Annotated in this window: 13 protein-coding genes; all 13 read left to right on the top strand. The window is 69.9% G+C overall.

What is annotated here, in order from left to right; all coding sequences use genetic code 11:
- Positions 1 to 4: 4 nt before the first annotated feature.
- The 13 genes from IEZ25_RS10565 to IEZ25_RS10505 all read left to right on the top strand — a co-directional run bounded on the left by IEZ25_RS10565 (position 5) and on the right by IEZ25_RS10505 (position 12,881).
- Positions 5 to 1,267, top strand: coding sequence for a flavin reductase (locus tag IEZ25_RS10565; RefSeq protein ID WP_191199394.1), 1,263 nt, complete (start codon positions 5 to 7; stop codon positions 1,265 to 1,267).
- Positions 1,268 to 1,344: 77 nt separating this feature from the next.
- Positions 1,345 to 2,526 (top strand): LLM class flavin-dependent oxidoreductase, encoded by a 1,182-nt coding sequence (locus tag IEZ25_RS10560; RefSeq protein WP_191199393.1) that lies wholly within the window; start codon positions 1,345 to 1,347, stop codon positions 2,524 to 2,526.
- Between the two features lie 96 nt (positions 2,527 to 2,622).
- Positions 2,623 to 3,273 carry a TetR/AcrR family transcriptional regulator gene (locus IEZ25_RS10555; RefSeq protein WP_191199392.1) on the top strand — a complete coding sequence of 217 codons (651 nt, stop codon included), beginning with the start codon at positions 2,623 to 2,625 and terminating at the stop codon, positions 3,271 to 3,273.
- A 191-nt stretch (positions 3,274 to 3,464) separates the two neighbouring features.
- Positions 3,465 to 3,788 carry a 2Fe-2S iron-sulfur cluster-binding protein gene (locus IEZ25_RS10550; RefSeq protein WP_191199391.1) on the top strand — a complete coding sequence of 108 codons (324 nt, stop codon included), beginning with the start codon at positions 3,465 to 3,467 and terminating at the stop codon, positions 3,786 to 3,788.
- A complete protein-coding gene (locus tag IEZ25_RS10545) occupies positions 3,785 to 5,017 on the top strand; it encodes an NAD(P)/FAD-dependent oxidoreductase (RefSeq protein WP_191199390.1) in 1,233 nt (410 codons plus the stop codon). The genes IEZ25_RS10550 and IEZ25_RS10545 overlap by 4 nt, the downstream gene beginning before the upstream one ends.
- Before the next feature lie 99 nt (positions 5,018 to 5,116).
- Positions 5,117 to 6,310, top strand: a complete 1,194-nt coding sequence (locus tag IEZ25_RS10540; RefSeq protein WP_191199389.1) for an acyl-CoA dehydrogenase family protein — start codon at positions 5,117 to 5,119, stop codon at positions 6,308 to 6,310.
- Positions 6,307 to 7,356 (top strand): phosphotransferase family protein, encoded by a 1,050-nt coding sequence (locus tag IEZ25_RS10535; RefSeq protein WP_191199388.1) that lies wholly within the window; start codon positions 6,307 to 6,309, stop codon positions 7,354 to 7,356. The genes IEZ25_RS10540 and IEZ25_RS10535 overlap by 4 nt, the downstream gene beginning before the upstream one ends.
- Complete coding sequence (locus IEZ25_RS10530; RefSeq protein WP_191199387.1) at positions 7,353 to 8,096, top strand: SDR family NAD(P)-dependent oxidoreductase; 744 nt, start codon at positions 7,353 to 7,355, stop codon at positions 8,094 to 8,096. Before IEZ25_RS10535 ends, IEZ25_RS10530 begins: the two co-directional genes overlap by 4 nt.
- Complete coding sequence (locus IEZ25_RS10525) at positions 8,093 to 8,548, top strand: alpha-hydroxy-acid oxidizing protein (RefSeq protein WP_191199386.1); 456 nt, start codon at positions 8,093 to 8,095, stop codon at positions 8,546 to 8,548. The genes IEZ25_RS10530 and IEZ25_RS10525 overlap by 4 nt, the downstream gene beginning before the upstream one ends.
- 83 nt (positions 8,549 to 8,631) lie before the next feature.
- The gene (locus tag IEZ25_RS10520) at positions 8,632 to 9,987 is read left to right on the top strand and encodes an MFS transporter (RefSeq protein WP_191199385.1); all 1,356 of its coding nucleotides are present in this window, start codon (positions 8,632 to 8,634) and stop codon (positions 9,985 to 9,987) included.
- Positions 9,984 to 10,859, top strand: coding sequence for a 3-hydroxybutyryl-CoA dehydrogenase (locus IEZ25_RS10515; RefSeq protein WP_191199384.1), 876 nt, complete (start codon positions 9,984 to 9,986; stop codon positions 10,857 to 10,859). Before IEZ25_RS10520 ends, IEZ25_RS10515 begins: the two co-directional genes overlap by 4 nt.
- Before the next feature lie 112 nt (positions 10,860 to 10,971).
- Complete coding sequence (locus IEZ25_RS10510) at positions 10,972 to 11,985, top strand: NAD(P)H-dependent flavin oxidoreductase (RefSeq protein WP_191199383.1); 1,014 nt, start codon at positions 10,972 to 10,974, stop codon at positions 11,983 to 11,985.
- The gene (locus tag IEZ25_RS10505; RefSeq protein ID WP_191199382.1) at positions 11,982 to 12,881 is read left to right on the top strand and encodes a crotonase/enoyl-CoA hydratase family protein; all 900 of its coding nucleotides are present in this window, start codon (positions 11,982 to 11,984) and stop codon (positions 12,879 to 12,881) included. The genes IEZ25_RS10510 and IEZ25_RS10505 overlap by 4 nt, the downstream gene beginning before the upstream one ends.
- Positions 12,882 to 13,430: the final 549 nt, after the last annotated feature.

The following is a 13,430-nucleotide window of genomic DNA, read 5'->3' as shown; positions in this document are numbered from 1 at the left end:
CGCCGTGTCCGCCACTCCTTCCGCAGGCGAGGTCGACTTCGACTCCGCGCAGTTCCGCAAGGTGCTCGGCCGCTTCCCCACCGGTGTGGTCGTGGTGACCGCGATAAGCGCGTCGGGTGAGCCAGTCGGCATGACGGTCGGGTCATTCACCTCAGTCTCGCTCGACCCGCCGCTGGTCGGCTTCCTGCCCGACCGTTCGTCGTCGAGCTTCCCGCGGATCCGGGAGGCGAGCCGATTCTGCGTCAACGTGCTGAGTGCCGACCAGGCGCCGGTCTGCCGGCAGTTCGCGGCCAAGGGCGCCGACAAGTTCCAGGGCCTGGGCTGGACCCCCGGCCCGCGCACGGGTGCGCCGGTGCTCTCCGGGTCGGTCGCGTGGATCGAGTGTGACCTGCATTCGGTCACCGACGCCGGCGACCACTACTTCGTGCTCGGGGACGTCCTCGGCATCGGGGCCGGCCACGAGCAGCTGCCGCTGCTCTTCTTTCAGGGCGGCTACGGTCGCTTCTCCTCGCTGTCGATGGCCGCTTGGGACGAGGCCGGGCTGCTCGAGCCCCTCCAGGCCACGACCGTCGGACGGTCGGTGATGGAGGCGCTGGCCGCCGAGCTCGACATGGAGGTGCTCGCCATGGTGCTGCGGGGCGAGGAGATGATCGTCGTCTCCTCGGCCGGCAACAGCTTCCGCGAGCACGGCGTGACCAGTCGCGTCGGCGCACGCGTGCCGCTCGTACCCCCGATGGGCTCCTACGTCGTCGCCTGGGACGAGGTCGCGGCAGGCGACTGGCTCGACCGCGCCGAGCGAAGCGTCGGGTCGCGCGCCGAGGCCGAGAACGTCCTCCAGCGCGTACGCGACCGGGGCTGGTCGCTCGGACTGATGAGCGAGCGGCAGGTGGCCTTCGACATCGCGGTGTCCAACGCGTCGGTCGCCAACCCCACTGACGAGCAGCGCGAGGCGCTGGACCGGTCGATCGCCGACATCCGGCTCGAGGACACTGAGCCCGAGGTAGTCTCGCCCGACCGCACCTACGCGATCCGCCACATCGGCGCGCCGGTGTTCGCACCCGACGGCGGGGTGCTGTTCGCGCTCAACGCGTTCGGCTACCGCAGCCTCGCCGGCCACGAGATCGCCATCATGTCGCAGCGCATCGTGGCCGCCGCCAACCGGATCTCGGCCCTTGTCGCCGAGACCCTGCCGCTCGTACGGCGCGAGTTCGAGCCGCGGGTCACCGAGGCGTCTGTGACCGTTGACACGTCCCACCACGCCCAGTAGTTTATGAACGATCGTTCATCCAGTTTCGTGTAGGTCAGAGCAAGTAATCAGATCATTAGGTCGAAGGAGCAACAGGCATGAGTGCGAAGTCGCGAGGACTGAAGTTCGGGGTCTTCACCGGGCCGTACCACCTCGTCGGGGTGAATCCCACGCTCGCCATCCGCCGCGACCTGGAGATCGTCGACCACCTCGATGCCCTCGGTTTTCACGAGATCTGGTTCGGTGAGCACCACTCCAGCGGCGTCGAGACCATCGCCTCGCCGGAGCTGATGATCGCCGCGGCCGCCGAGCGGACCAAGCACATCCGCCTCGGCACCGGCGTCAGCTCGCTGCCGTACCACCACCCGTTCATGCTTGCCGATCGCATCGTGCAGCTCGACCACATGACGCGCGGGCGGATGATGTTCGGCGTCGGGCCCGGCCAGCTGCTGCAGGACGCCACCACCCTCGGCATCGAGCCCTCCACCCAGCGCGAACGAATGGAGGAGGCGCTCGGCGTGATGCTTCGGCTCTTCGCTGGCGAGACGGTGACCCACGAGTCTGACTGGTTCATCCTCCGCGACGGCGCGCTCCAGCTCCGGCCCTACTCCGACTTCGAGATCGCCGTCACCGCCGCGGTCTCGCCCACCGGGCCCAAGCTCGCGGGCCGCCTCGGCCTGAGCCTGCTCTCGCTGGCCGCCACCGACCCCGCCGCCGTCGACCGGCTCGCCGGCCACTGGGACGTGCTGGAGGTCGAGGCCCAGGAGCACGGCCACGTCGCCGACCGCTCGACCTGGCGGCTGATGGGACCGATGCATATTGCCGAGTCGCTGGAGCAGGCCAAGAAGAACATGGAGCACGGCTTCCTCTGGCTGATGAACTACATGAAGCACGTCTCCCCGACGACCAGCGGCGAGTTCACCGACATCAGCGAGCTCGTCGACGTCATGAACGAGACCGGCAAGGGCGTCATAGGCACGCCTGAGATGGCGGTGGCCCAGCTCAAGCGCTTGGAGGAGAAGTCCGGGGGCTACGGCACCTACCTCATGCAGGGCGCCGACTACGCCTCGTTCTCGGCCACGATGCGCAGCTACGAGCTCTTCGCTGAGCAGGTGATGCCCCACTTCACCGGCGCCCTAGAGTCGGTGGTCGACTCCCACGACCGCCTGGTCGCGTCGGCAGGCGCCAGCGTCAAGGCGACGTCGGCCTCGCAGGCGGCGGCGACCGCCCGCTACCAAGCCGAGCGTGAGACCCGGGAGCCCACCGGCGCCCGTTCCTGAGCGGTCTGCGGCGCGAGGAATCCTCGACGCTGCGTTAGTCTGCGGATGCCGGCCGGCTGTGTGGCCAGACGGCTCCGCACCAACGGGAGGTCCGGCGTGGCAAGGCAGAACTCAGCAGCCGCCATTGAACGAGCGGCCGTTCGGCTCTTCGCGAAGTACGGTTTCGTCGGCACCTCGATCCGCGACCTCGCGTCCGAGGTCGGCGTCAGCACCGCGAACATCTACAACCACACCGCCTCCAAGGAGGAGATGCTGTGGAAGATCATCTCGCGCACCATGGGCGACCTGCTCGTCAACGCCGCCCGCGCCGAGGGCGTCAGCACATGCCCGGTAGCCCAGCTCGAGGCCTTCGTCTCTGCCCACGTGACATACCACGCAACTCACCGCGGTGAGGCTCGCATCGGCAACACGCAATGGCGCCACCTCTCCGACGAGCGCATGCAGGTCGTCCACGGCCAGCGAGACCAGTACACCCACGCCCTCGAGGCGATCATCGAGCGCGGCTTTGCCCAGAGCTACTTTAAGCAGCCGCAGGGCAAGTTCGCCACGCTCAGCCTGATCGCGATGGGCCTCGGAGTCAGCCAGTGGTACCGCTCCTCGGGCAGCCACGACACCACCGACATCGCCGCCATCTACGTCGGCTTCGCCTTCGACATGCTCCACCTCGACGCCGCCTTCCATGACGAGAACTGCCCCGACCCCGGGCACACGCAGATCGCCGCTTCGACGGCCAGTTCGGCCGTCTGACGCCCGCCCGCCGTCGTACGCCTCCCCTCCTCGGGGCCGCGCCGGCGTCATGTCAAGCCACGCCCCATGTGTCGGTGTCGCGACGACGCCGGCCACGCCAGCCACGTGACGGTCGGCACATCCGGCCTTGACTTCGGGAGGTCGTCTTTCTAGTGTTGGTGAACGTTCGTTCGTTCACCCAGGAGGCCCTTGTGCCCAAGATCGTCTTCGTCTCATCGGACGGCTCCGAAGAGACGGTCGCCGTCGACGCAGGCACCTCGATCATGTCGGCTGCCCAGCAGCACGGCATCGAGGGGATCGTCGCCGACTGCGGCGGCTCCTGCTCTTGCGCGACCTGCCACGTCTACGTCGAGCAGGAGCTCGCCGACCGCTTCGACCCCGTCGGACAGTTCGAGGACGAGCTTCTCGACACGACCGCGTGCGAGCGCCTGTGCAACTCCCGGCTGTCATGCCAGCTCGTGATGGGTGACCACGTCGACGGCGTCAGGGTCGAGATCCCCGAGAGCCAGATGTGAGCGGCGTCGTCATCGTGGGCGCCTGCCAGGCCGGCCTCCAGGCTGCCGTCAGCCTCCGCGAGCTCGGCTACCAGGAGCCTATCGCGCTTGTCGGCGACGAACCCCACTTGCCCTACCAGCGCCCGCCGCTTTCGAAGGGGTTCATCACCGGCCAGACCACGTCCGAGCAGCTGTCGCTGCGGGTCGGCTCGTTCTTCGACGACCACGACATCGACCTCGTCACCGGCGAGCGGGTCACCGGCATCGACCGGTCCACACAGCGCGCCGTCACTGCGTCGGGTCGCGAGCTCGCCTTCGACCACCTCGTGCTCGCCGTTGGCGCCGCTCCGCGCACCCTCGGCGTCCGAGGCACCGACGTCGCGGGCGTGCACGATCTGCGTGGCCTCGACGACGCCGAGGCGATCGCCGCCGGTCTCAAGGAGGCACACGACGTGGTTGTTCTCGGAGGCGGCTTCATCGGCCTCGAGTTGGCCGCTACCGCGGCCGGGCTCGGCCGGTCGGTCACCATCGTAGAAGCGACCGCCGGCCTCATGGGACGCGCGGTCTCGCCCGCGATCGCGGCCACCTTCCTGGCGCAGCACCGTGCCCGCGGCGTCGATGTCAGGCTCGGGACCTCGGTCGTAGAGGTCGTCCACGACGGCACCCGCGCCACCGGCGTACGCCTCAGTGACGGCGAGGTGGTCGCGGCCGACCTCGTGATCGTGGGCATCGGCGCGAGCCCTCGCACCGAGCTTGCGACCGGGCTCGGCCTCGACGTCGCGACCGGCGTGCTGGTCGACGGCTTCGCCCGCACCAGCGACTGCCGCGTGCTCGCCGCCGGAGACTGCGCCCAGCATCGGGAGATCAACGGCACCTCGCTGTGCGTCACCTCGGTGCAGAACGCCATCGACCAGGCGGTCGTCGCCGCCCGCACGATCGTGGGCGACCTGGAGTCGCCCTACGCGGCCACCCCGTGGTTCTGGTCCGACCAGTACGACCTGAAGCTGCAGATGGCCGGCCTCCCGCAGGCCTACGACCATCGCGTCGTGCGCGGCGACCCCGCGTCGGGCGCGTTCTCGATCCTCTACGTCCGCGACGACCGACTGGTCTGGGCGGAGAGCGTCAGCAAGCCGGGCGACCACGTCCTGTCCCGCCGACTTATCACCCAGGGCAGTGCCGTCGACGTCGCACTGGCGGGCGACCCGTCGGTGCCGCTGCGCGATGCCGTACTCGCCACCACAACCGCCTGACCTCCGCCTGACGCCGACCCGGCCTCGCCATCGCCCCGCGCGGCGGTGCGGGATCGCGCCGTCTGCGCACCACGCACCACCACACCCACAAGGAGCACCATGCAGGCGAACCCCGACGTGCAGGACATCGTGGCGAGGACGTCCGCGTTCATCGAGGAGGCGGTACTCCCCGTCGACGACGAGTACGACGGAGACGTGACCGCCGCGGGCGGCGACGACCTGCGGGTGCGGCTTCAGACAGAGGCGCGCAGCCGCGGCTTGCTGACGCCTCACGGACCGATGGAGTTCGGTGGGCTCGGCCTCGACATGACCCGGCGCGCGCCGGTCTTCGAGGCGGCCGGCTACTCGCTCTTCGGGCCGATGGCGATGAACCTCAACGCCCCCGACGAGGGCAACCTCCACCTCCTCGACCAGGTGGCGACGTCCATCCAGCGCGAGCGCTACCTCGGCCCGCTGGCGCGCGGCGAGGGGCGCTCGGCCTTCGCCATGACTGAGCCCGCGCCGGGCGCCGGCTCCGACCCGGCCGCGCTGCGCACCCGCGCCGAGCGCGTCGACGGCGGCTGGAGGGTCACCGGACACAAGCACTTCATCACCGGCGCCGACGGTGCCGCCTTCTACATCGTGATGGCCCGCACGAGCGGCGAGCCCGGCGAGGCGCGCGGGGCGACGATGTTCCTGGCGCCCGCTGACGCACCGGGCATCACGCTCGTGCGGCACCTGCGCACCTCGGACCGGTCGATGATCGGCGGCCACTGCGAGCTCCGCTTCGACGACCTGCTGGTCCCCGACGACGACGTGCTCGGCGAGGTCGACCTCGGCTTCGCGTATGCGCAGGTGCGCCTCGGCCCGGCGCGGATGACCCACGTGATGCGCTGGTCCGGGGCAGCGCGGCGTGCCCACGAGGTGGCGGTGCGCTACGCCGCCGACCGGATGGCGATGGGCCAGCGGCTGGCCGACCTGGGCATGGCGCAGCAGCTGATCGCCGACAATGAGATCGACCTCGCCGCCACCCGCGCGCTGCTGATGGACGCCTGTGCCCAGCTCGACGCCGGCCAGCGCGCGTCCAAGGCGACGTCGATCGCCAAGACATTCGCGGCCGAGGCGCTCGACCGGGTCGTCGACCGGGCAACGCAGCTGTGCGGCGGCCTCGGCGTGACCGCCGACCTGCCGGTCATGAAAATCGCGCGCGAGCTGCGCCCGTTCCGCATCTACGACGGCCCCTCGGAGGTCCACCGGTGGGCGCTCGCCCGCCGGGCCGTGCGCGATCTCGCCGGGGCGGGGCGCGAGCGATGACCGTCCCGCTCACCACCGACCTGTCGCTGAGCGACACGGACCTCGAGGTCGTCGCCGGGGCGATGGCTGGGGTTGGCGCCGCGGTGTGCGGCGACCTTCGCGCGGAGCTCCTCGCGGGCGGCCGCTCCAACCTCACCTACCGGATCACCGACGGCACCACCGCCTGGGTGCTGCGCACGCCGCCACGCGTCGGTCGTACCCCGTCGGCGCACGACGTAGCGCGTGAGTTCCGGGTCACCGCCGCGCTCCTCGGCACTGGCGTCGGCGTCGCCCGCCCGGTGGTGCTCTGCGGCGACGACACCGCGATGGGGCTGCCGTTCTCGGTGGTCGAGTTCGTGGACGGCGAGACGCTGCGCACCCGCACCGACCTAGACGCCCTGGCTGCCGCGACAGTCGGCGCGCTCGCCGACGAGCTGGTCGGCACGCTGGCCGCGCTGCACGCCGTCGACCACGTCGCCGTCGGCCTGGAGCGCTTCGGGCGCCCGAACGCCTACTTCGAGCGGCAGGCCCGCCGCTGGGCCGGGCAGTGGGACCACGTCGGGGCTCCTGAGCTTTCGGCGCTCGCGGGCGAGGTCGTACGACGGCTCCAGGCCGCACGACCCACCCAGCCCGCGACCAGCATCGTGCACGGTGACTTCCGCGTCGACAACACCCTCGTCCGGCTCGACGACGGCCCGCAGATCGCCGCCGTCGTCGACTGGGAGCTCTCAACCATCGGCGACCCAGTCGCCGACGTGGCGCTGATGTGCGCCTACCGCGCGCCGGTGTTCGACCTGATCGTCGGCTCCGAGGCCGCCTGGACGAGCCCTCGGCTCCCGGGCGTCGGCGACCTCGCTGCCCGCTATGAGGCGGCGTCAGGACGGCGGCTCGACCACTGGGACCTCCACCTCGGCCTCGCCTACTTCAAGATCGGCGTCATCGCTGCCGGCATCGCCTACCGGGCGTCGGTCGGCGGCGCCACCGGCCCCGGTTTCGACACGGCCGGGCAGACGGTCGCGCCGTACCTCGAGCTCGCCCGCGGTGCGCTCGCCGGCGGCGTCGCGTGAGCGCCCCGCGCACCGCGCTCGTTACCGGCGCCTCGCGCGGCATCGGGCGGGGCATCGCGCTGGAGCTCGCGCGCCAGGGCTACGCGCTCACTGTCAGCGCGCGCTCCGAGGCGGCCCTCACCGCGCTGGCGACGGAGCTTGAGGCCGCGGGTGCCCCTAGCGTTACCGTCTGCGCCGCCGACCTCGCTGCCCCCGAGGCCGCCGCCGCGCTGGTGGCATCCCATACGGCAGCGTACGACGCTCTCCACGCGCTCGTCCTCTGCGGCGGGGTGGGCACGGCTGAACCGCTCGACGCCCTCACTGAACGGCGCCTCGACAAGACCTTCGACGTCAACCTGCGCACCAACCTGCTGCTGGTGCGTGACTCTCTCGACCTGCTGCGCGCCGGTGCGGCCGCCGACCCACATCGCGGCGCTCGGGTCATCGGCGTCGCCTCCATCACGGGCGTCTTCGCCGAGCCGGGACTGACGGTCTACGGCGCGAGCAAGGCCGCCCTGATCTCGATGCTGGAGACCCTCAACGCCGAGGAGTCGGCCGGCGGGGTGATGGGGACGGCGATCGCCCCGGGCTTCGTCGACACGGACATGTCCGCATGGACCGCCGACACGATCGCTCCGGAGTCGATGATCACCGTCGACGACGTGGTGGCCGTGGTCCGGATGCTCGTCGGGCTCGGCGTTACGGCATCGATCCCGCGGATCGTGATGGCACGCAGCGGCACGGCAGGCTACGTCGCGTGAAGCGTCACCTGCCGTCGCGTCGCGAGGTGGCGCCCCTGCTGAGGTTCAAGAGGCCGGAACTCTCGCGCAAGGCGCGGCGTCTGGAAAAGGCGCCGCCAATTGATGATCTGCGTCGGGTCGCGAAGCGTCGTACGCCCAAGCCGGCGTTCGACTACACCGACGGTGCGGCGGACGGCGAGGTGTCGCTGACCCGAGTGCGCGAGGCATTCGCCAACGTGGAGGTCCATCCCTCGATCCTGCGCGACGTCTCGCAGGTCGACACCTCGCGCGAGGTGCTGGGCAAGCGGGTGGCGCTGCCGTTCGGGATCGCGCCGACCGGCTTCACCCGGATGATGCAGGCCGAGGGTGAGATCGCCGGGGCCACGGCTGCAGCCGCCGCGGGCATCCCGTTCTCGCTGTCGACCATGGGCACCACCTCGATCGAGGACGTCGATGCGGCGGCGTCGCGGTGAGCGTGGGGCGCGGCCAGCCCGCGACGGTGGGTTGGCCGGCTCCCGCGCCGCCCCTGCGTCGTTCGCCCGCGGTCACGCTCACGGTGCTCGCCGCGAGTGTGACGCCGTTCTCGCTGCTGCAGTCGCTGACCGTGCCGACACTCCCGACCATCCAGCGTGAGTACGGTGCAGACCAGCCCACTACTGCCTGGCTGCTGACAGGGTTCCTGCTGACCTCCGCGGTCGCTACCCCCGTGCTGGGCCGGCTAGGAGACTCGTACGGCAAGCGGCGCGTGCTGGTCGTCGCGCTGGCGGCGCTGCTCGCAGGATCGCTGATGGCGGCGCTGGCGCCGACGATGAAGTGGATGATCGTCGCCCGGGTGATCCAGGGCGTGGGGGGCGGCAGCTTGCCGCTGTCCTTCGGGATCATCCGCGACGAGCTGCCCGATGACCGCATCGCGAGCGGCATCGGGCTGATCTCCGGCCTCCTCGCCGGAGGCTTCGGCCTCGGCATCGTCATTTCGGGCCCGGTCGTCGAGCACTTCGGCATACACTGGCTGTTCCTGCTGCCGGCGATCGTCGCGGTGGGGGCGGTGGTCGCCGTGCTCAGGCTGGTCCCGGAGTCCCCGGTCCGGACGCGGCAACGCATCCCGCTCGTGCCGGCGCTACTGCTCGCCGTCTGGCTGAGCGCCTTGCTGATCGGCATCAGCGGTGCCCCCTCCCACGGCTGGGGCTCGCCCTACGTGATCGCGCTCGTCGGGGTTGGCGTCGTCGTGCTTATCGGCTGGGTCTTCCTCGAGCTGCACCTCACGATCCCGCTCATCGACCTGCGCCTGATGACGCTGCGGGCCGTGTGGACCGCCAACGTCGTCGCGTTCCTGACCGGGATGGCTCTCTACGGCTCCCACGGGTTCATCCCGCAGTTCACCCAGACCGCCACCGACTCCGGCTACGGGTTTGGGTCCAACGTCACCGAGGCTGGCCACATGATGCTGCCGGCCGCGGCGGCGACGCTCGTCTGCGGTGTGTACGCGGCGCGGGCGGCTGCCGTCGTCGGCTCCCGCAACCTCGTCGCGATCGGTTGCACGACCGCGACCGTGTCCTTGCTGCTCGTCGCGCTCGTCCACGACGTCCCAGCCCTGATGTACGTCTGGACCGGTCTGGGTGGCCTGGGCACCGGGCTCGTCTTCGCCTGCGTGGCGAGCGCGATCGTCGCCGCGGTGCCGCAGGAGCACACCGGCGTGGCCGCGGGCACCAACACCAACTTCCGCACCCTGGGCGGCGCCTGCGGCACGGCGCTGACCGCGTCGATCCTCAGCGGCTACGGCACCGCGAGCGGCGTACCTGCCGAGCAGGGCTACACGACCGCATTCCTCGTCCTGGCCGGCGCTGTCCTCGTTGCAGCGGTGCTCGCCTGCTTTATGCCTAGCCCTCGACCGATACGGAGATCCCGGCCATGACAAGTGCCACACCCCAGCTCATCGACGTCGCCCGCGTCGGAGTTGTCGGCTGCGGACTGATGGGCGCCGGCATCGCCGAGGTGTCGGCGTGCGCGGGCCTGGACGTGGTGGTCGTCGAGTCGACCGCGGAGGCGGCCAACGCGGGGCTCGACCGGATGGGTGCGGCGCTCGTGCGCGCCGAGGCCAAGGGTCGGATCGCCTCAGCAGCCGAAGCACTCGCTCGCGTGCAAGTGGTGGTCGACCTCGATGCGTTGCACGACCGTGAGGTCGTGGTCGAGGCGATCGCAGAGGATGAGACCGCCAAGACCATCTTGTTCCGACGACTCGACGACCTGGTGACCGAGCCCGCCGCGATTCTCGCGTCCAACACCTCGAGCATCCCGATCATGAAGCTGGGTGTGGCCACCCGGCGCCCGGAGAACGTCATGGGCATCCACTTCTTCAACCCAGTACCGGTGCTCGGCCTCGTCGAGCTCGTGCCGAGCCTGCTCACCTCGCCCGAGACCACCTCCCGTGCTCGCACGTTCGTCGAGACGCGGCTGGGCAAGCAGACGATCGACTGCCAGGACCGCGCCGGATTCGTGGTCAACGCGATGCTCGTCCCCTTCATCCTGTCGGCCATCCGGATGGTCGAGTCGGGGTTCGCGACCGCCGAGGACATCGATCGTGGTCTGGTGCTGGGGGCCGCCCACCCGATGGGGCCGCTGGCGTTGGCCGACCTGATCGGACTGGACACCACCAAGGCCGTGGCTGAATCGCTTTACGAGGAGTTTAAGGAACCGCTGTACGCGGCGCCGCCCCTGCTCGCGCGGATGGTCGATGCTGGTCTGCTGGGTCGCAAAGCTGGGCGGGGGTTTCATGGCTACAGCTAGCGCGTGTGTCGTGCGGTTGTCTCCGGCGTCAGCGACCGCCGGTCCATTCGCTCGCTCGAGTCGACCCCGAGCCCAACGTCATACCGCACCCCATCGCCACAGGAGGCCACCCATGCTGCGCACCAGGTTCACCGAGGAGTTCGGGATCGAGCACCCGATCGTGTGCGGCGGGATGACCGCCGTCGGTACGGCCGAGCTCATCTCCGCGGTCGCCAACGCGGGTGCCCTTGGCTTCCTGACGGCACTGACCCAGTCGACGCCAGCCGCGCTCGCTGAGGAGATCGCGCGCTGCCGGTCGATGACGGACCGTACGTTCGGCGTGAACCTCACGATCCTGCCCACCATCGACCCGGTGCCGTACGACGAGTACCGCGACGCGATCATCGACTCCGGCATCACCGTCGTCGAGACTGCCGGCGCCAACCCGGCCGCGCACGTCGCGGCGTTCAAGGCCGCCGGAGTCAAGGTCATCCACAAGGCCGTTGCGGTGCGGCACGCCATGAAGGCGCAGAGCCTGGGCGTCGACGCGGTGAGCATCGACGGCTTCGAGTGCGCCGGACATCCCGGTTCCGACGACGTGCCCGGCCTCGTCCTCATCCCGTCAGCTGCCCAGAAGGTCGACGTTCCCCTCATCGCCAGCGGCGGGTTCGCCACGGGCAGGGGCCTCGTTGCCGCGCTCGCGCTGGGGGCCAGCGCCATCAACATGGGAACCCGATTCGTCGCCTCCGCCGAAGCGCCCGTGCATGGCAACGTCAAGCAGCAGATCGTTGCCAACGACGAACGCTCCACCGTGCTCGTGTTCCGCGAGCTTGGCAACACTGCTCGCGTCGCGCGCAACACCGTCTCGGAGGAGATCGCCCGCCGCGGCGCCGAGCCGGGTGCCACGTTCAGTGACGTGGCCGGCCTGGCCTCAGGTGCACGTGCACGTCAGCGCGTTCTGACGGACGGCGACGTCGAGGGCGGCATGTGGTGGGCCAGCCAGGCGCAGGGTCTGATCTCCTCGGTCGAGACTTGTGCCCAGATCGTCACCGACATCATGAACGAGGCCGCGGAAGCCATCGGGCATCTCGACGTGGCCCGTGCGCCACTCAACTCCACCACGAAGGGCTGCCCCAACACGCCATGAACTCCATCGCCACCGGATACGACACCATCAGCCACGACCTCGACGACGGTGTCCTGACCGTCCTGCTGGACCGTCCCGAGAACCTCAACGCCTTCACCGTCGCGATGGCCGAGGAACTGGAGTCGACCTTCCGCGACGTCAACACCAACGACGACGTCCGCGCCGTCATCGTCACCGGGGCCGGGCGCGCGTTCTGCGCCGGCATGGATCTCGACGTGCCTGGCAACGTGTTCGGCCTCGACGAGGACAAGAACCCAACGCTCGCCGACATGAGCGACCTCGATCACCCCGACATCGCCCGCGTGCGCGACACCGGTGGGCGCGTCACCCTGGCGATCCACGACTGCCGCAAGCCGGTACTGGCGGCGATCAACGGCCCTGCGGTCGGAATTGGCGCGACGATGACCCTGGCGATGGACCGGCGGATCATGTCCGACACTGCCCGCATGGGGCTCGTGTTCGGGCGCATCGGCATCGTGCCCGAGGCGGCATCGTCGTGGTTCCTCTCACGGATCGTCGGACCATCGGCCGCACTCGACCTGACCTACCGGGCAGACATTCTCGACGCCTCGGCGGCGCACGCGGTCGGGCTCGTCGACGAGACCACCGACGCCACCGCCCTACTGACGCGCGCACGGGAGGTCGTCGACGCGTGGACCAAGGAACGTTCCCAGGTCGCAACCGCACTGCTCCGGCAGATGGTGCGCCGAAACGCCGTCCTGCCGCACCCCGCGGACGCCCACCGGGTCGACTCCCTCGCGATGTTCTTCACCAGCATCGGCGATGGAAAAGAAGGCGTAGCCGCGTTCCTCGACAAGCGCGCAGCCGCCTTTGCCGGGCGTGCGTCCGAGTTGCCCGCCTTCTACGACGAGTGGATCCATGAGAGCGGAACATGAGCTAGACCCCTGACCGAGCGTCGAGGACATCGGCGTCGTCGGAGAGGGTCGGATACGCGAGTCCTCCGCACGCTCCCACGCGATCGTCATAGCCCACTTCACGATTTTGACCCGAACCTGCCTGACTCTTGAAGTCGACCAACGGAAAGGAGATCCCTTGTCGGGTGACAAGATCGTAGTCGTCGACGACGCCCCCAGGTCGGTCGGCAACAGCAGTCGAGAGTTCCGTGATGGATGCGCTGCTTCGCACCGCGATGACGGCCCGCGCGTAGCGGCCGCCGCACCGGCAACCGCCTTCTTCGTCACAGGCCCCTTTACTCGCACTTCGAGCTGGTCCGCAGCACGACGCATCGGGGAGACACACGCGAAGGCGCCGGGAACCAGCGTCACCGCCTGTGGTCTCACAGCTACCTCGTGGAAGGTTTTGTGGAGCGTCCCGTTCGAGCCGGCGCGGCTACGTGGCGCTTGCAAGGCCTGTTCCGTTCTTGTCCAAGAGGCGGTTGCCCCATCGCGAGCTCACGTGGTTCCCGACACTCCTGGTCGTTGACG

Origin of the sequence: Nocardioides hwasunensis (genome assembly GCF_014779665.1) — a bacterium.
In the GTDB taxonomy this organism is placed as follows: Bacteria; Actinomycetota; Actinomycetes; order Propionibacteriales; family Nocardioidaceae; genus Nocardioides; species Nocardioides hwasunensis.
This window is presented reverse-complemented; position numbering and strand designations above follow the sequence as displayed.

Bases quoted from the DNA above. Each gene is read 5' to 3' on its own strand.
- IEZ25_RS10560 (WP_191199393.1), top strand. From the start codon at position 1,345: ATGAGTGCGAAGTCGCGAGGACTGAAGTTCGGGGTCTTCACCGGGCCG.
- IEZ25_RS10540 (WP_191199389.1), top strand. From the start codon at position 5,117: ATGCAGGCGAACCCCGACGTGCAGGACATCGTGGCGAGGACGTCCGCG.
- IEZ25_RS10535 (WP_191199388.1), top strand. From the start codon at position 6,307: ATGACCGTCCCGCTCACCACCGACCTGTCGCTGAGCGACACGGACCTC.
- IEZ25_RS10515 (WP_191199384.1), top strand. From the start codon at position 9,984: ATGACAAGTGCCACACCCCAGCTCATCGACGTCGCCCGCGTCGGAGTT.
- IEZ25_RS10510 (WP_191199383.1), top strand. From the start codon at position 10,972: ATGCTGCGCACCAGGTTCACCGAGGAGTTCGGGATCGAGCACCCGATC.
- IEZ25_RS10505 (WP_191199382.1), top strand. From the start codon at position 11,982: ATGAACTCCATCGCCACCGGATACGACACCATCAGCCACGACCTCGAC.